General features: G+C 55.6%; 20 protein-coding genes. 14 read left to right on the top strand and 6 right to left on the bottom strand.

What is annotated here, in order from left to right:
* Window positions 1-85: 85 nt before the first annotated feature.
* The gene (gene nrdG, locus KGP17_RS02540) at window positions 86-550 is read left to right on the top strand and encodes an anaerobic ribonucleoside-triphosphate reductase-activating protein (RefSeq protein WP_021807485.1); all 465 of its coding nucleotides are present in this window, start codon (window positions 86-88) and stop codon (window positions 548-550) included.
* Here nrdG and KGP17_RS02535 read toward each other — a convergent pair.
* Window positions 547-822 (bottom strand): type II toxin-antitoxin system RelE/ParE family toxin, encoded by a 276-nt coding sequence (locus tag KGP17_RS02535; RefSeq protein WP_059199563.1) that lies wholly within the window; start codon window positions 820-822, stop codon window positions 547-549. The genes nrdG and KGP17_RS02535 overlap by 4 nt on opposite strands.
* Before the next feature lie 8 nt (window positions 823-830).
* The gene (locus KGP17_RS02530; RefSeq protein WP_021179086.1) at window positions 831-1,118 is read right to left on the bottom strand and encodes a type II toxin-antitoxin system RelB/DinJ family antitoxin; all 288 of its coding nucleotides are present in this window, start codon (window positions 1,116-1,118) and stop codon (window positions 831-833) included.
* A 297-nt stretch (window positions 1,119-1,415) separates the two neighbouring features.
* Between KGP17_RS02530 and phnF the strand changes: the two genes are divergently transcribed.
* The 10 genes from phnF to phnP are packed head-to-tail and all read left to right on the top strand — an operon-like array spanning window position 1,416 to window position 9,062.
* Window positions 1,416-2,144, top strand: a complete 729-nt coding sequence (gene phnF / locus KGP17_RS02525) for a phosphonate metabolism transcriptional regulator PhnF (RefSeq protein ID WP_223498790.1) — start codon at window positions 1,416-1,418, stop codon at window positions 2,142-2,144.
* Window positions 2,145-2,588, top strand: coding sequence for a phosphonate C-P lyase system protein PhnG (phnG, locus tag KGP17_RS02520; protein WP_179248704.1), 444 nt, complete (start codon window positions 2,145-2,147; stop codon window positions 2,586-2,588).
* A gap of 3 nt (window positions 2,589-2,591) precedes the next feature.
* A complete protein-coding gene (gene phnH / locus KGP17_RS02515; RefSeq protein WP_223498789.1) occupies window positions 2,592-3,188 on the top strand; it encodes a phosphonate C-P lyase system protein PhnH in 597 nt (198 codons plus the stop codon).
* Window positions 3,173-4,258, top strand: coding sequence for a carbon-phosphorus lyase complex subunit PhnI (locus KGP17_RS02510; protein ID WP_021179082.1), 1,086 nt, complete (start codon window positions 3,173-3,175; stop codon window positions 4,256-4,258). The genes phnH and KGP17_RS02510 overlap by 16 nt, the downstream gene beginning before the upstream one ends.
* A complete protein-coding gene (locus KGP17_RS02505; protein WP_021807491.1) occupies window positions 4,251-5,102 on the top strand; it encodes an alpha-D-ribose 1-methylphosphonate 5-phosphate C-P-lyase PhnJ in 852 nt (283 codons plus the stop codon). Before KGP17_RS02510 ends, KGP17_RS02505 begins: the two co-directional genes overlap by 8 nt.
* The gene (phnK, locus tag KGP17_RS02500) at window positions 5,102-5,890 is read left to right on the top strand and encodes a phosphonate C-P lyase system protein PhnK (protein ID WP_024483394.1); all 789 of its coding nucleotides are present in this window, start codon (window positions 5,102-5,104) and stop codon (window positions 5,888-5,890) included. The genes KGP17_RS02505 and phnK overlap by 1 nt, the downstream gene beginning before the upstream one ends.
* 13 nt (window positions 5,891-5,903) lie before the next feature.
* Window positions 5,904-6,608 (top strand): phosphonate C-P lyase system protein PhnL, encoded by a 705-nt coding sequence (gene phnL, locus KGP17_RS02495; RefSeq protein WP_218519935.1) that lies wholly within the window; start codon window positions 5,904-5,906, stop codon window positions 6,606-6,608.
* On the top strand, window positions 6,605-7,741 hold the full coding sequence (gene phnM / locus KGP17_RS02490) for an alpha-D-ribose 1-methylphosphonate 5-triphosphate diphosphatase (RefSeq protein ID WP_021807494.1): 1,137 nt from the start codon (window positions 6,605-6,607) through the stop codon (window positions 7,739-7,741). The genes phnL and phnM overlap by 4 nt, the downstream gene beginning before the upstream one ends.
* Entirely contained in the window at window positions 7,741-8,295 is a 555-nt protein-coding gene (phnN, locus tag KGP17_RS02485) for a ribose 1,5-bisphosphokinase (protein WP_218519937.1), read from the top strand. The genes phnM and phnN overlap by 1 nt, the downstream gene beginning before the upstream one ends.
* A 17-nt stretch (window positions 8,296-8,312) precedes the next feature.
* Entirely contained in the window at window positions 8,313-9,062 is a 750-nt protein-coding gene (phnP, locus tag KGP17_RS02480; RefSeq protein WP_059199557.1) for a phosphonate metabolism protein PhnP, read from the top strand.
* On the opposite strand, the gene KGP17_RS02475 is transcribed toward phnP, so the two are convergent.
* The 3 genes from KGP17_RS02475 to KGP17_RS02465 form a co-directional block, all read right to left on the bottom strand.
* The gene (locus KGP17_RS02475) at window positions 9,057-9,692 is read right to left on the bottom strand and encodes an NAD(P)H-binding protein (RefSeq protein ID WP_223498788.1); all 636 of its coding nucleotides are present in this window, start codon (window positions 9,690-9,692) and stop codon (window positions 9,057-9,059) included. The two genes, phnP and KGP17_RS02475, sit on opposite strands and share 6 nt — an antisense overlap.
* A gap of 67 nt (window positions 9,693-9,759) precedes the next feature.
* A complete protein-coding gene (locus tag KGP17_RS02470; RefSeq protein ID WP_209523773.1) occupies window positions 9,760-10,815 on the bottom strand; it encodes a DUF1176 domain-containing protein in 1,056 nt (351 codons plus the stop codon).
* Between the two features lie 30 nt (window positions 10,816-10,845).
* Window positions 10,846-11,277 carry a YhbP family protein gene (locus KGP17_RS02465; RefSeq protein ID WP_021807499.1) on the bottom strand — a complete coding sequence of 144 codons (432 nt, stop codon included), beginning with the start codon at window positions 11,275-11,277 and terminating at the stop codon, window positions 10,846-10,848.
* 429 nt (window positions 11,278-11,706) lie between these two features.
* Here KGP17_RS02465 and speFL point away from each other — a divergent pair, with 429 nt between their 5' ends.
* The 3 genes from speFL (at window position 11,707) to potE (ending at window position 15,693) form a co-directional block, all read left to right on the top strand.
* Window positions 11,707-11,811, top strand: coding sequence for a leader peptide SpeFL (gene speFL, locus KGP17_RS02460; RefSeq protein WP_112363015.1), 105 nt, complete (start codon window positions 11,707-11,709; stop codon window positions 11,809-11,811).
* Between the two features lie 286 nt (window positions 11,812-12,097).
* Window positions 12,098-14,260 (top strand): ornithine decarboxylase SpeF, encoded by a 2,163-nt coding sequence (gene speF, locus KGP17_RS02455; RefSeq protein ID WP_223498787.1) that lies wholly within the window; start codon window positions 12,098-12,100, stop codon window positions 14,258-14,260.
* 116 nt (window positions 14,261-14,376) lie between these two features.
* Window positions 14,377-15,693, top strand: a complete 1,317-nt coding sequence (potE, locus tag KGP17_RS02450; RefSeq protein ID WP_021807501.1) for a putrescine-ornithine antiporter — start codon at window positions 14,377-14,379, stop codon at window positions 15,691-15,693.
* A 75-nt stretch (window positions 15,694-15,768) separates the two neighbouring features.
* Here the strand turns inward: potE and KGP17_RS02445 are convergent, their stop codons facing one another.
* Window positions 15,769-17,199 (bottom strand): 6-phospho-beta-glucosidase, encoded by a 1,431-nt coding sequence (locus KGP17_RS02445; RefSeq protein ID WP_223498786.1) that lies wholly within the window; start codon window positions 17,197-17,199, stop codon window positions 15,769-15,771.
* Window positions 17,200-17,236 lie beyond the last annotated feature (37 nt).

Genomic DNA, 17,236 nt, shown 5'->3' with positions numbered 1-17,236 from the left:
CCATACCTGACCACCGCACCGGGCCAGCTCCCTCTCCCCGTGGGAGAGGGTTGGGGTGAGGGGCCATATAAAAGAACGCAACATTATGAATTTTCACCAGTATTATCCTATCGACGTGGTCAACGGCCCCGGCACCCGCTGCACGCTGTTTGTCGCAGGCTGCGTGCACCAATGCCCCGGTTGCTATAACAAAAGCACCTGGCGGCTGAACTCTGGCCTGCCGTTTACCCAGCAGATGGAAGATCAGGTCATAGCCGATCTCAACGACACGCGTATTCCACGCCAAGGGTTGTCGCTGTCCGGTGGTGATCCGCTGCACCCGGCCAACGTCGCCGCCGTATTGCAGTTGGTCAAGCGAGTACACGCCGAATGCCCCGGCAAAGATATCTGGCTGTGGACCGGCTATAAGCTGGATGAACTGGATAGCGAGCAGATGCAGATCGTTGATCGGATTAACGTGTTGATAGACGGCAAGTTTGTGCAGGATTTAAAAGACCCGGCGCTGATCTGGCGCGGCAGCGCTAATCAGGTGGTGCATAAGCTGCGTTAATTGGGGAATTTTTCACGCTGATGGGCGACGGCTAAAACCTTTATCACCTCATCCAAAATGACATAAATCAGCAATAGGGAGGCTTTACTGATCACCAGTTTGCGAGCTTCCCCATACCAAGGCCTGCCCATTTCTGGGTTTTCTAGCAGAGACTCAACGGCAAGTTCAATCTCATCATCAACTTGTTCCGCGGCCAATGAATTGAGTGGATAAAGAAATTCAAAAATGCGTTCCCGATCTTGCAACGCAACGTCGTCCCATTCGATGCGCATAATAATCCTTATTTGGTTGCGTATTTCGCCCTGACTTTGGCTTTAAAGTCGCTCATTCTCTCCTCAGCTTGCCGCTGGGTAAGATAAACAGCCTCTCCTTCATGCAAACGGGCAAAGGCTGCATCAACCTTATCTTTCAACCAGTTTTCGTGTTCTTCAGCAGCACGTTGATCGTCCGCCATTTGTTGCGCTAAACGCCGACAGGCTTCACTTAAGGTCGTCCCTTTCGCTTCAGCAGCTTTCTGTGCCAACAGTTTAGTTTCATTTTCAATGCGAAACTGGATACGGCTTTCCATCTTCAAAACTCCTACATACTCCGTATTCAACATCCATAAACGTTAGCACGTTTGTGACAACAAAATAAGCCTTGCTGGTGTTTTTTTACTCAACCCAGCAAGTCAGCATCCACTCTTTACATTAATCTAAGCCATCATCTCCCTGTCCCAAATTGTTCATCAGTTCGCCACCTGCGCGTCACCTGATTGTCATCTGCCCCCGGCAACATTAGCCCAACTTTGTTACCGAGTGCCGATCATGAATGCTATCGCCGCTTTTTCGCTTTCTCCCCCAACCGAAGTGCCGAGGTATTGGCTATGACGCACTTATCTAGACATCCGACCAGTTACCCTACCCGATATCAACAGATTGCCGCCCAACTGGAGCAGGAACTGTGCAGCCAATACCGTTGCGGAGATTATCTACCTTCAGAACAACAGCTTGCCGAACGTTTTGAGGTCAATCGCCACACGCTGCGCCGCGCCGTAGACGAGCTGGTAGAGCGCGGTTGGCTGCAGCGCCGCCACGGCATCGGCATTCTGGTATTGCTACACCCGTATAACTATCCGCTGCACGCCAACACCCGCTTCAGCCAGAACCTGTTCGAGCAGGGCAGTCACCCCACCAGTGAGCGCTTACTCGCTGTTTTACGCCCGTGTAATGGGCATATCGCCAGCGCGCTCAACCGCGAAGAGGGGGAAACGATTATCCACTTACGCACCCTGCGCCGAGTGAACGGCGTTCCCCTCAGCGTGATCGACCACTATCTGCCCGATCTGGACTGGTGGCCCGCACTGCAACAGTTCCACAGCGGCTCGCTGCATGAGTTTATCCAACAACAGATCCACCAGCCGCTGACCCGCCGCCAGACCCGCATCAGCGCACGGCGTGCCCAGGCCAAAGAGAGCCGCCTGCTGGAGATAGCAACCCATGCCCCTTTGCTATGCGTGCGCACCCTAAATACCTGTATCGGCAGCGATTTGGTGGCGGAATACTCCGTCAGCCTGGCGCGCGCCGACATGATCGAACTGACGATGGAGCACTGAATGCAATCCTTACAGCAGAGACAACGCTGGATGTCGGTCCTGGCGCATAGCCAACCCGCCCAGTTGCGCAGCCACTGGCAGGCGCTGAACCTCAACCCAAGCTACCAGCGCCTGCGCGCCCCTGAGATTGGCCTGACACAGCTGCTAGGGCGGATGGGAGCGACCGGCCGCCGCTTTGTACTGGGCGACATGACCGTCACCCGTGCCGTGGTGCAGTTGGAAAACGGTGGCCAGGGCTACAGCTACATAACCGGGCGTGACAAGGAACATGCCGAACTCTGTGCGCTGATCGACGCCCTGCTACAACAACCCGCCAACCATGAATTGCTACAGCTTCAGCTGATTGAGCCCCTGGCCGCACTGCAGCAGGAGCAGCGCCAACTGCGCGCCCGTGCCGTAGCAGCCAGCCGGGTAGACTTCTTTACGCTGGTGCGAGGGGATTAAGCCATGACGTTATTAGCCGGTTTTGACCAGCCGATTGAGCAATCCCAGTCTGCTTTCCGTTTGATTTTAAAGGCGTTGAGTGAGCCTGGCGTGATTGTTGAACTGCCAAATTGCCCGGCATGGGGTGCGCTGAATGCCGCCAGCACTGCCGTGATACTGACGCTGGCAGATCAGGAAACCCCGCTCCAGCTCTGTGCCGACCTTAAAAGTGAGCAAGTGCTAACTAACATTCGTTTTCATACCGGTGCTCCGCTGGCGACCCGGCAGGAAGATATCCATCTGGCGGTATGGGATGACCAATTACGGCCTGCCGAGCTGAGCGCATTACCCCACGGCAATGAAGTCTCACCGGAGTTCGGTGCCACGCTGGTGGTACAGGTTACCGCATTGGCAGGCAGCCACACACTGCGCCTTTCCGGCCCCGGTATTGAAAAAAAACGGGAAATTGCCCCGCCGTTGCCAGCTGCCCTACGGGCTTATCTACTCGAACGGCCTCAGCGCTTCCCGCTAGGTCTGGACATTATCTTGACCTGCGGTGAGCGTCTGATGGCGCTGCCAAGAACCACCCGCGTGGAGGAGTGCTTATGTACGTTGCGGTGAAAGGGGGCGAAAAGGCCATCGAGGCTGCCCATCAACTACAGGAAAATCTGCGCCGGGGTGACGAAGCTGTCCCAGCACTTAGCGCGGAGCAAATCGGTGAACAGCTTGGCTTGGCGGTTGACCGGGTGATGACGGAGGGCGGTATTTACGATCGCCAACTGGCCGCGTTAGCGATAAAACAGGCCAGTGGCGACCTGGTAGAGGCTATTTTCCTGCTGCGTGCCTATCGCACTACTCTGCCGCGCCTGGCCGTCAGCGAACCGCTAGCTAGCGAGAACATGCGGTTGGAGCGGCGCATCTCAGCGGTTTACAAAGACTTGCCCGGTGGCCAGGTGCTTGGCCCGACCTACGACTATACCCACCGCCTGCTGGATTTTGCGCTGTTGGCCAACGGTGAAACACCTCCGGCACCACAGGCCGATGAGCCACTACCAGAGAACTGCGCCCACGTGTTCGACCTTCTCAACCAGCAACGGCTGGCGCTGGCAGAAGAGGATGACGGCAGCACTCCGGACGATATTACCCGTAACCCGCCGGTTTACCCCTGCTCCCGCTCGGCGCGCTTACAGCAGCTAGTGCGTGGAGATGAGGGCTTTCTGCTGGCATTAAGCTATTCCACCCAACGCGGGTATGGCCGTAACCATCCGTTCGCCGGAGAGATCCGCAGCGGTTACGTTACCGTGGAGATCGTGCCGGAAGAGTTGGGTTTCGCCGTCGATATCGGCGAGATCCTGCTGACTGAGTGCGAGATGGTGAACGGCTTTGTCGACCCGCAGGACCGGCCACCGCACTTTACCCGTGGCTATGGGCTGGTATTTGGCCGCTCGGAACGTAAAGCCATGGCGATGGCGCTGGTGGATCGCGCCCTGCAAACCACCGAGTACGGCGAGGACGTGGCAGGCCCGGCACAGGACGAAGAGTTTGTGCTGGCGCACGCCGATAACGTGGAGGCCGCCGGTTTCGTCTCCCATCTCAAGCTGCCGCACTACGTCGATTTCCAGGCCGAACTGGAGCTGCTCAAACGCCTGCAGCAGGAATTTGCCGCCCTTCAGGAGACCCGCCATGAGTGAAGTATTGACCGGCTATAACCTCGGTTATCTGGATGAACAAACCAAGCGTATGATCCGCCGCGCCCTGCTCAAAGCGGTGGCGATCCCCGGCTATCAGGTGCCGTTTGGTGGCCGTGAGATGCCGATGCCTTATGGCTGGGGCACCGGCGGCATTCAGATCACTGCCAGCATCATTGGCCGTGCCGACGTGCTGAAGGTCATCGATCAGGGCGCAGACGACACCACCAACGCGGTCTCCATCCGCCGCTTCTTCCAGCGCGTAGCCGGTGTTGCTACCACTGAGCGTACGCCAGAAGCCACGCTGATCCAGACCCGCCACCGTATTCCGGAAACACCCTTACAGGCGGATCAAATCCTGATTTATCAGGTGCCCATCCCGGAGCCGCTGCGCTTTATCGAACCGCGCGAGACCGAAACGCGCAAGATGCACGCGCTGGAAGAGTACGGCGTGATGCAGGTGAAGCTGTATGAAGATATCGCCCGCTACGGCCATATCGCCACCACCTATGCCTATCCGGTGAAGGTTAACGATCGCTATGTGATGGACCCATCACCGATCCCTAAATTCGATAATCCGAAGATGCACATGATGCCCGCGTTGCAACTGTTCGGCGCCGGGCGTGAAAAACGCATCTACGCCCTGCCGCCGTTTACCAAGGTGGAAAGCCTGGACTTTGACGACCATCCGTTCAGCGTACAGCAGTGGGAAGAACCTTGCGCCCTGTGCGGCTCGCGCCACAGCTATCTGGATGAGGTGGTGCTCGACGACCAGGGCAACCGGATGTTCGTCTGCTCAGACACCGATTTCTGCCAGCAACAACTCAACCAAGAGGTACCGCACTGATGACTTCCGCTCCATTGAGTGCCACGCCGTTGCTGACGGTCGACAACCTCACCCACCTTTACGCGCCGGGCAAGGGTTTCAGCAACGTGTCATTCGATATCTATCCTGGTGAAGTACTGGGCATCGTCGGCGAATCCGGCTCGGGTAAAACCACGTTGCTCAAGTCGATCTCCGCCCGGCTGGCCCCACAACAGGGGCAGATCCTTTACCGCCCACAACCGGGGCAACAGCAGGATCTGTACGCCATGGCAGAAAGCGATCGCCGCCGCCTGCTGCGCACCGACTGGGGCGTGGTCCATCAGCATCCGCTCGACGGTCTGCGGCCACAGGTGTCTGCCGGTGGCAACATCGGTGAGCGCCTGATGGCTATCGGCCAGCGTCATTACGGCGATATTCGCCAGCAGGCTAAACAATGGCTGGAAGACGTGGAGATCCCGGTTTCTCGTCTGGATGACCTGCCCACCACCTTCTCCGGCGGTATGCAGCAGCGCTTACAGATCGCCCGCAATCTGGTAACCCATCCCAAGCTGGTGTTTATGGATGAGCCGACCGGCGGGCTGGACGTTTCCGTGCAGGCGCGCCTGCTGGATCTGCTGCGCAATCTGGTGGTGGAAATGCAGCTGGCGGCGGTGATCGTCACTCACGATCTGGGGGTTGCACGCCTGCTGGCCCACCGTTTGCTGGTGATGAAGGAAGGTGAAGTGGTGGAAAGCGGTCTGACCGATCGGGTGCTGGACGACCCGCACCATCCATACACCCAACTGCTGGTCTCTTCGGTTCTGTCGTAACGTAGGTGAGATAATGACAATTAAAATCCGGGTTGAACACCTGAGTAAAACCTTTGTCCTGCACCAACAGCACGGCACCCGCCTGCCGGTGTTGCAGGATGCCAACCTGACCGTCAGCAGCGGCGAATGCGTGGTGCTGCATGGCCACTCCGGCAGTGGGAAATCCACCCTGCTGCGCTCGCTGTATGCCAACTATCTGCCAGACAGCGGCAAGATCTGGATCCATCACCAAAACGACTGGCTGGAGCTGGTTCAGGCCGAGGCTCGTCAGATCCTGGCGGTGCGCCGCCACACCATCGGCTGGGTCAGCCAGTTTCTACGGGTGATACCCCGCATCAGCGCGCTGGAAGTGGTGATGCAGCCGTTGCTGGGATCCGGCGTTGAGCGTAGCGAATGCCGTGAACGTGCCGAAGCCCTACTTAACCAGCTCAACGTGCCGCAGCGCCTATGGCAGTTGGCCCCTTCGACCTTTTCCGGTGGTGAGCAACAGCGGGTGAATATCGCCCGTGGCTTTATCAAGGATTACCCCATTCTGCTGCTGGACGAGCCGACCGCCTCCCTCGACAGCCGCAATAGCGCGGCGGTGGTGAACCTGATCGAACAGGCCAAACAGCGTGGCGCTGCCATCGTCGGTATTTTCCACGACGCAGGCACCCGTCAGCAGGTGGCAGACCGTTTACATACCATGCAGGCCCCACAGGTTCTGGAGACGCCATGATTATCAATAACGTCAAGCTGGTGCTGGAACACCAGATCGTTGCAGGTTCACTGGAAATGACCGACGGCGTGATCCGCAGCTTTGCCGATACCCCAAGCCAGTTACCGCAGGCGCTGGATGGCGAAGGCGGCTGGTTGCTACCCGGGTTGATCGAGCTGCATACCGACAATCTGGACAAGTTTTTCACCCCGCGCCCCAACGTGGACTGGCCAGCGCATTCGGCCATGAGCAGCCACGACGCGCTGATGGTCGCCAACGGCATCACCACGGTGCTGGATGCGGTGGCGATCGGTGACGTGCGCGACGGCGGGCATCGGCTGGAAAACCTGCAAAAAATGATCGACGCGGTGATCTACAGCCAGCGAGCCGGAGTGAACCGGGCCGAACACCGGTTGCACCTGCGCTGCGAGTTACCCCATAGCAGTACCCTGCCGCTGTTCGAACAGTTGATGGATAAACCGGGCGTGTCTTTGGTGTCGCTGATGGACCATTCGCCGGGCCAGCGCCAGTTCGCCTCTCGGGAGAAATATCGTGAATACTACCAGGGCAAATATCACCTCAATGACCAGCAGATGAGCGAGTTCGAGATAGAGCAGATGAGCCTGTCCGAACGCTGGGCCACACCGAACCGCGAGGCGATCGCCGCTCACTGCCGGGCGCGTAATATCGCCCTGGCCAGCCACGACGATGCCACCGCCGATCACGTCAGCGAATCCAGTGCGCTGGGCAGCGTGATTGCCGAATTCCCGACCACCGAAGCGGCAGCCCGGGCCTCACATCAGCAAGGTTTGCAGGTGCTGATGGGCGCACCGAATATCGTGCGCGGGGGTTCACACTCCGGCAACGTGGCGGCTCATCATCTGGCGGCCCTTGGCGTGCTCGATATCCTCTCTTCCGATTATTACCCCGCCAGCCTGTTGGATGCGGCGTTTCGTCTGGCAAACGACGATCGCAACGCTTTCAGCCTGCCGCAGGCGGTACAGTTGATCACCCGCAACCCGGCACGAGCGTTGGGTTTGCAGGATCGTGGCCTGATCGCTGAGGGGCTGCGCGCAGATCTGGTATTGGCCAGGCCGCACGGCGAGCATATCTACGTGCAAAACGTCTGGCGTCAGGGCAAACAGGTGTTCTGATGGCTTATCTCATCTATCTGATGGGCCCGTCTGGGGCAGGCAAGGACAGCCTGCTCGAGCGGCTGCGGGCAGCCACCGGTGCCGGGCCGCTGGTGGCGCACCGTTACATCACCCGCCCGGCCAATGCTGGCTGCGAGAACCATATCGCCCTGAGCGAACAGGAGTTTCTGCGCCGCCGTGCCAAGGGGTTATTCGCCCTGGACTGGCAGGCGCATGAGCACCGATACGCCTTTGGTATTGAGGTCGATCTGTGGCTATTGCAAGGGATCGACGTGGTGGTCAACGGATCCCGCGCTCATTTGCCACAGGCGCTGCAACGCTATGGCGCTCAACTGTTGCCGGTCTGTCTGCAGGTTTCCCCGACGGTGCTGCGCCAAAGGTTGGAACAACGCGGGCGGGAGAACGCGATACAGATCGAGCAACGGCTGGCGCGGGCGGCCGACTATCAGCAGACTCTGCCGGTTGGCTGCCACCTGCTGGATAACAACGGCGATCTCGGACATACCCTCGACGCACTGCTGGCCTTAACCACCGGGCAGCCTGCAATGCAGTAAGAAAAGAGGAAACCCACATGCAACTGACCTTTCTTGGTACCGGCGGCGCTCAGCAGGTGCCCGCCTTTGGCTGCGAATGCCTAGTGTGCCAACGGGCGCGGCGTGAACCAGCATTTCGGCGGCGAGCGTGCAGCGCGATGATCACATTTCAAGGGGAAACAACGTTACTGGATGCGGGATTGAGCTCATTGGAAAGGCGTTTTGCGGCGGGGGAAATTCAACGTTTTTTACTGACACATTACCACATGGATCACGTTCAGGGGTTATTTCCTTTGCGCTGGGGGTGCGGAAATGCGATCCCGGTCTACGGCCCAGCCGATGAGCAAGGCTGTGACGACCTGTTCAAACACCCCGGTATTCTGGCGTTCCAACCCCCGTTGCCCCCCTTTGAAACGGTTAAACTAGGCGGGCTGCACATCACGCCGTTACCGTTGATCCATTCCAAACTCACCCACGGCTATCTGATCCAGGCCGCAGGCAAAGCCCTGGCCTATCTGACCGACACCGTCGGCCTGCCGCCAGAAACCACACGCTACCTGCAACAGGTCACTCTCGATTTACTGGTGTTGGATTGCAGCCTGCCGCCGCAGCCACAGACACCGCGTAATCACAACGATCTGCCCCGCGCGCAGGAGATCCAGCAACGCTTGCAGCCGCGGCGTACGCTGCTGACGCACATCAGCCATCACCTCGATTTGTGGTTGATGACCAACGAACTGCCGCCAGGCATGGAGCTGGCATTCGATAATCTGTGCGTTGAGCTATAAACGGTGCGAGCAGTGCAACTGGTCGGATTCTAAAATCTTGACGCCGCTGCCAGGGCTGAAGGCCTGTGTCAGCAGCGTTTGCGCCACATCTTTGGCAGCAACGCCCTTCCATTTGCCAGGCAGCAGGCCGAACAACGGTTGACTGAGCCGTTCCAGCAAACGCGGTTCAGCACGGGAACCGAACAACATTGAAGGACGTACCAACGTCAGGCGCGGCCAGTTCTGCTCACGCAGCGCCTGCTCCATCTGCCCTTTGGTGCGGTTGTACAGAAATAAGGATTTCGAGTTGGCCCCAATTGCGCTCACCACCAGGCAATGCTGCGCGCCGAGGCGCTGCCCGGTAAGGGCCGTTTCAACCACCAACTGATAGTCGACATGGCGGAATGCCTCCGCGCTCCCGGCCTGACTGCGCGTGGTGCCCAGGCAGCAGAATACCTCATCCACCGGCTGTGCCAGTTGCGTCAACAACTCGTGCAGATCGCCCCCGACCGGATTGTGCAATTTGGCGTGTGGTGGCAACGCCTTACGCGTGGGAGCAATGACCGAAGTGACCTGCCTATCTGCCAACAACAGACGCAGCAGTTCACTTCCCACCAGCCCGCTGGCGCCTGTGATCAGTACCCGTGCCATATGTTTTCCTCCTCACCCTCTGTTTGCCCAAGGCACAGAACCGCCCGTGGAGACTCTCTAGTTCTTTTTACTGCGCCGCTTTCACCTCGGCGACGTACGTCGGTAAATCCCAGGTTCCGCCCGCATGGATTAAACGGCACAGGCCGGTGGTGGCCTCGTTGCTTTGACGGAACGCCGTGCCATCCCATACCCAACTGGCAGTGGCCCAGCAATCACCCAATCCACGCCCCTTTTGCCCCATTGAGATTATCCCTTCATCATAGCCAGAGCCGGAATTGGTCACCAATACCGGGGCCTGCTTCAGGGCGCTGTCGATCACCCAATAACCGTAACCTTCGTTATAGGCCGCCCGCCAACACACGGCGGTGATCAGGGCATGCCCATTACCGAGCGGGGTCAGCGTGATGCCATCCTCGCTTGCGCCATCGTTATCCTCTGGGGACTGCATGCGGTCGCAATCATCCGGTTGCAGCGTCGCCAGCAGTTTAGGTGTCAGCGCGGCGATCTCGGGTGCCGTAAGCGGGCGCTCTTCCGCCTTGGGCACCTTCACTGCCTGGATCACCGGGGCAGGAATGGCTGCTGGCACGCTGCTTTCCGGCTTGTCGCCTTTTTTAGTCAAAGCACCAGGCGTGCCGATACGCCCCTGCACATCATCCATCTTCAATAAGGTGGCCGAAGCCCCATCGCCTGACAGCACGAAAGGTGCGGGGCCGCCTTTAAATTCAACCGTACCGCTGCCTTTGATTGCGCCGATCAATGCCAGAGTCTGGCTTGCTGACAGGTTCCAGTTTCCCTCCTTGGTCGGTTTGAGCGCACCAACCGCCTTGCCGTTGATCCACAGCGTCAGCTTTGCCACCGCGGCTGAATCACCCTCTTCGTAGTCCGCCAAGGTCACTTCCCCCGTTGGGACAGTGCCAGGGCCAGCAATGCGCGTGATCAGCACCGAACCGTTCGAAGCGTTTGGCTCATCTTCATTAGCGTAGCCCGCCGCACGACAGGTATTGGTGTTGTCACAGGCCAATTCCCAGTTCTTATGGCTAAAGGAAACTCCGCTGTCTTGCGCCATCGCCGGGGAAACCAATGCCGCCAATAACGATAAAGCAGCTATCTCGGTGTTTTTCATGCCATCGGTCCTTAATATTCAGCTCGATTATCAACGTGCCCAGTGCAGCTTTTTGCCAAAGCCCAGGGTGTTATCGGTCATCTTCACTTCCTGCAACGCGATCTGCCAAATAGGCGCTTTCATCACCTTGGCCACCGGGAAGCGTTTGCAGTAACGCGTTCGGGCCAGTTCGGCCTCGTCCCCGGCCAACAGCGTGATTTCCCCCGCGTATTGTACCCCTTTGATCAGCGCAACGGTCTTGGGCTGCGGCGCAATAGTGCCCACAATCCGGTTGTTGCGTTGCATCAGTTCGCCATGGCGAGTGTGCGGTTCGGTCATCAGCCATAGCGCCATGCGCTCGGCATCGAATACGTAAAAGCAGTTGGCGCACCACATCGCCGTGCCATCACCGGCACAAAGCGTGAGCACATGCTGCTTACTGAGAAAACGGATAATGTGCAGCCGATCTTCGATCTGATCCAACGTAAGTTCTCCTTATCACCTCCGCCATCTTACCTGCAGATTTGAAGACAGTCACAATTAGCGACAAATTATGCTCAACATAAAACTAGCATATTAATTAGCAATTCATGCATCTTTATGCAAGATAAGCCTGACTACAGTAATAACAAATAAAAAACATCCTAGCTTTATTTCTGCTATTACCCGCTTTTATTGAGGGTGATTTACAGGAGCTTGGTTAGCCTAAACCAAATTTATCCAGTCCGTTGGTTCCATTTGTAGCAATTACTTCACATATACCCTCACGGTAGATTTCATAGCTATTCACTCCGGTGCATAGAAAATGAATAGTTAAGTATAAATCGCATGATTAACGTGATCTGCATCACTTTATTTCCGTATTTAGGGGATAAAATAGCGCCAAGTCCGAAACCCATAGGTAAATGGAAAATGGAAAACAACAACAGAAAGATGGCTCACATCCGACGAACTACACATATTATGATGATGGCTCACCGCAGCTGCTTTAGCTTTGCCTTTTTTAACTTCAGATAAACTCCCTCCTCTGCGTTCTTATTACGTCTTGCAGCCAGACCTATGCCAACGATCATTCCCTGCGCCTGATGGCGATGGTATCGCTTTGTTTTGCTTAAAAACAGAGTGGATCCGGCATCATTGCAACCTCGTTTAAGAACCCAAAAAATTTCGTCAAAATAAACTCGTAACCTAATTATGTTTTATGAACATGATTACGCTCACGCATACCTTTATTTTAACGAAAATATTTTCTGGCAAAGACCTTATTTGCCGGCGGGATATTTTCGCCTGAAGAATGACAAAAATGAACAAACTAAAAATTGCAGCGAACCCAAAAACTCTCTCTTGCTTTGAAACCACACGTGAAATTAGCGATGTGCACCACAGCGACTTTAATGACGTAGCCGCCATCGTGCTTTCCGTGGAAGACGTACAGCAAGGCCTGGTGGCACAGTTGGAAGAAACCGGTTTACACATTCCGATCTTTGTCGCCGTCTGCTGTGAAGAAGAACTGGATAACGCCGTATTACCGGCGCTGAACGGCGTATTTGAACTCTGTGGCAAGAACACTCAGTTCTACGGCAAGCAACTGGAAGCCGCAGCGGTAAAATATGAAAGCGAGCTGCTACCACCGTTCTTTAATACCCTGACCCAATATGTAGAGATGGGTAACGCTACCTTCGCCTGCCCAGGACATCAGGGCGGTGAGTTCTTCCGCAAGCACCCCGCAGGCCGCCAGTTCTTTGATTTCTATGGTGAAACGCTGTTCCGCTCCGATATGTGCAACGCCGACGTTAAGCTGGGCGATCTGCTGATCCACGAAGGCGCGCCTTGCGATGCACAAAAACACGCCGCCAAGGTGTTCAACGCCGATAAAACCTATTTCGTGCTGAACGGGACTTCGGCTTCCAATAAAGTGGTAACCAACGCCCTGCTGAGCCGTGGCGATCTGGTCCTGTTCGACCGTAACAACCATAAGTCCAACCACCATGGCGCGCTGATCCAGGCCGGGGCAACGCCGGTATATCTGGAAACGGCACGTAACCCGTTCGGCTTTATCGGCGGCATCGATGCTCACTGCTTTGAAGAAGGCTATCTGCGCCAGCAAATCCGCGAGACCGCACCGGAACGCGCCAACGACGCGCGGCCATTCCGCCTGGCGATTATCCAACTGGGGACTTACGACGGCACGATCTATAACGCTCGCCAGGTAGTAGACAAGATTGGGCACCTGTGTGATTACATCCTGTTTGACTCTGCATGGGTCGGCTATGAGCAGTTCATCCCAATGATGAAAGACTGCTCGCCGCTGCTGCTGGAACTGAACGAAAACGATCCGGGGATCATCGTTACCCAGTCGGTACATAAACAGCAGGCCGGTTTCTCACAGACCTCGCAGATCCATAAAAAAGACAAGCACATCAAAGGGCAAGATCGTTACTGCAACCATAAGCGTTTCAATAACGCCTTTATGCTGCACGCGTCCACCAGCCCGTTCTACCCGCTGTTTGCCGCACTGGATGTGAACGCTAAAATGCATGAAGGCAAGAGCGGCCAACGCCTTTGGAAAGAGTGTGTGCGCATCGGCATTGAGTCACGCAAAATGCTGTTGGACACCTGCACCATGATCAAACCTTTTGTCCCAGAGCAAATCGACGGTAAACCTTGGCAGTCCTACAGCACCGAAGCCATGGCCAACGATCTGCGCTTCTTCAACTTTATCCCTGGCGAAAAATGGCATGCCTTCGAGGGTTATGAGGAATCACAATACTTTGTGGATCCCTGCAAGCTGCTGTTGACCACGCCGGGCATCGATACCGCCAGCGGCGAATACAGCAGCTTTGGTATCCCGGCGACCATTCTGGCTAACTACCTGCGTGAAAACGGTATTGTGCCGGAGAAATGTGACCTGAACTCTATCCTGTTCCTGCTCACCCCGGCGGAAGATATCGCCAAAATGCAGCATCTGGTGGCGCTGATTGCCCGCTTCGAAAAACACGTCGAACAAGACTCCTTGCTGAGCGAAGTCCTGCCAACCGTGTACAAGAACAACGAAAAACGTTACCGGAACTACACCCTGCGCCAGCTGTGCCAAGAGATGCACGATCTGTACGTCAGCTACAATGTGAAAGAATTGCAGAAGGAAATGTTCCGTAAAAGCCATTTCCCACGCGTCGCCATGGATCCACAAACCGCCAATACCGAATTCGTACGTGGCAAGGTGGAGCTGGTTACTCTCGCTAAAGCCGAAGGCCGCATTGCCGCCGAAGGTGCGTTGCCTTACCCACCGGGCGTGCTGTGCGTAGTCCCAGGGGAAATCTGGGGGGGATCTGCTCAACGCTATTTCCTGGCGTTGGAAGAAGGGATTAATTTATTACCCGGATTTGCTCCAGAATTACAAGGCGTTTATATCCAGCAGGATGAAGATGGCTGGAACCGGGCTTACGGTTATGTCATGAAAGCATAAATAACTCCAGGGAGGCGGCATATTCTTGCCGCCAGACATACAGAGATATTCCTCGAATTTCAAGCGGAATGGATATGGCTGGAAAAAATTCGAGAAATATAAGAGCGAGAATGATCATGAGCAAATCAAATAATAAGATGGGGGTTGTGCAATTAACGATCCTGACAGCGGTCAATATGATGGGATCCGGCATAATTATGCTGCCAACCAAGCTGGCCGAAGTGGGGACGATTTCTATCGTTTCCTGGCTGGTGACCGCCGTAGGCTCGATGGCCCTGGCCTATGCGTTTGCCAAATGCGGCATGTTCAGCCGTAAATCCGGCGGGATGGGCGGCTATGCCGAGTATGCCTTCGGTAAATCCGGCAACTTTATGGCCAACTACACGTACGGCGTTTCGCTGCTGATCGCCAATATCGCCATCGCCATTTCTGCCGTGGGTTATGGCACCGAACTGTTCGGCGTTGCCCTGACACCATTGGGCATCTGTATAGCCACTATCGCCGTGCTGTGGCTGGCTACGGTTGCCAACTTTGGTGGCGCACGCATCACCGGGCAGATCAGCGGGATCACCGTCTGGGGGGTGATTATCCCGGTGGTCGGCATCTCGATTATTGGTTGGTATTGGTTCAGCGGTACCGCTTATCTAGCCGCCTGGAACCCGCATGCAGTGCCTACCTTTGAAGCCATCGGGTCTTCTATCTCGATGACTCTGTGGGCCTTCCTGGGTCTTGAATCTGCCTGCGCCAATACCGACGTGGTAGAAAACCCGGAACGTAACGTGCCTATCGCCGTACTCGGGGGCACATTGGGTGCCGCAGTGATCTACATTGTTTCCACCAACGTGATCGCCGGTATCGTGCCGAATATGGAACTGGCTAACTCCACCGCTCCGTTTGGCCTGGCGTTCTCACATATGTTCAACCCAACGGTCGGTAAAATCATCATGGCATTGATGATCATGTCCTGCGTGGGTTCGCTACTGGGCTGGCAGTTCACTATCGCGCAGGTATTCAAATCCTCTGCCGACAGCGGCTTCTTCCCGAAAATTTTCTCTAAAGTCAGTAAATCTGATGCGCCAGTGAAAGGCATGCTGACCATCGTGATTATTCAGAGCGTGATGTCGCTGATGACCATCAGCCCGTCGCTGAATAAGCAGTTTAACGTGCTGGTTAACCTGGCCGTAGTGACCAATATTATTCCGTACATTCTGTCGATGGCCGCACTGATTATTATCCAGAAAGTGGCCAAAGTACCGGAGAACAAGGCGCGTATTGCCAACGTGATTGCCGTGATTGGGGCGCTGTATAGCTTCTATGCGCTTTATAGTTCCGGTGAAGAGGCGATGATGTGGGGCGCTATTGCTACCTTCTTCGGCTGGACGTTGTATGGGTTGGTTTCACCTCGCTTTGAGATGACTGAGAAGAAGGTATGAGTTTTGATTACAAAGGGCGCTGCATGCAGCGCCCATAAAGTTGATGTCTAAATGGGCACTTCGGTGCCCATTTTGCTAACTCAAATCCGCCCCATTGCTGGCAATCACCTTCTTATACCAGTAAAAGGATTTCTTTCTGGTTCTGGCCAAGGTGCCATTGCTCTGATCATCGCGGTCCACATAGACAAAACCATAGCGCTTACTCATTTCCCCGGTAGAAGCAGAAACCAAATCGATGCAGCCCCAGGAGGTATAACCCATCACCGGAATACCATCCTCGATAGCGTCCGCCATGGCTTTGATATGCTCACGCAAATAGCTGATGCGGTATTCGTCGTCGATCTCGCCCTGCGGGTTGATTTCGTCCTTCGCTCCCAGTCCGTTCTCCACCAGGAACAGCGGCTTCTGGTAACGATCATACATCATGTTCATAGTAATACGCAGGCCCAACGGATCGATACCCCAGCCCCACTCACTGGCTTGGATATGCGGGTTTTTCAGCGATTTGACGATATTGGCCGCACTGCTGTTATGCTCGTTCATATCAGCCGAGGCGCAGCGGGAGGCGTAATAGCTAAAGGAGACAAAGTCGACGCTGTTTTTCAGGATCTCACTGTCGCCTGGCTCCATTGTTATAGTGATACCCTTTTCCTTAAACAGGCGCTTGGTGTATGACGGGTAAGCGCCTCGAGCCTGAACGTCGATGAAGAACAGGTTCTCGCGGTCTTTCTCTAACGCAGCCCAAACGTCTTCGGGTTTACAGGACCACGGGTAGAAATTGCCCCCAGCCAGCATGCAGCCAACCTGATTGTGCGGGTTAATCTCATGGGCGATTTTGGTCGCTAACGCGCTGGCCAACAGTTCATGATGCGCAGCCTGATATTTCACCTGCTCCTGATTATCGCCTGGCTCGAACACCAGCCCCGCACCGGAGAACGGGCTATGCAGCAGGATATTGATTTCATTAAACGTCAGCCAGTATTTCACTAGCCCGTCAAAGGCCTCAAAACAGGTACGAGCATAGTGGGTGAAGAACTCCACCATTTTCCGATTGCGCCAAGAACCGTATTCCCGCACCAGATGCATCGGCACATCAAAGTGGCATAGCGTGACCAGCGGTTCGATGCCGTGCTTTTTGCATTCGGTAAACACGTCACGGTAGAAAGCGATCCCTTCAGCGTTCGGCACCCTTTCATCCCCGTTAGGGAAAATGCGGCTCCAGGCGATCGAAGTACGGAATACGCTGAATCCCATCTCTGCCATCAGGGCAATGTCATCTTTATAGCGATGATAAAAATCTATGCCGACATGGCTAGGGTAGAACTCGTCTTCACGCAGCTCAAAGCGTTTTTCCTGACCCAGCTTTACCGCCAGCCGATCTTTGCCATGAGGGATCATATCCACCGTGGTCAGCCCTTTGCCGCCCTCAAGATAAGCGCCTTCGGCCTGGTTAGCCGCTAGTGCACCACCCCATAAAAAGTCTGCGGGGAAAACAGATGCTGGCATAAGATACCTCTTCTCAAATATGCATTTTTACAACAGG

The sequence above is a fragment of the Serratia sp. JSRIV001 genome, from assembly GCF_019968745.1.
Classification (GTDB): Bacteria; Pseudomonadota; Gammaproteobacteria; order Enterobacterales; family Enterobacteriaceae; genus Chania; species Chania fonticola_B.
This window is presented reverse-complemented; position numbering and strand designations above follow the sequence as displayed.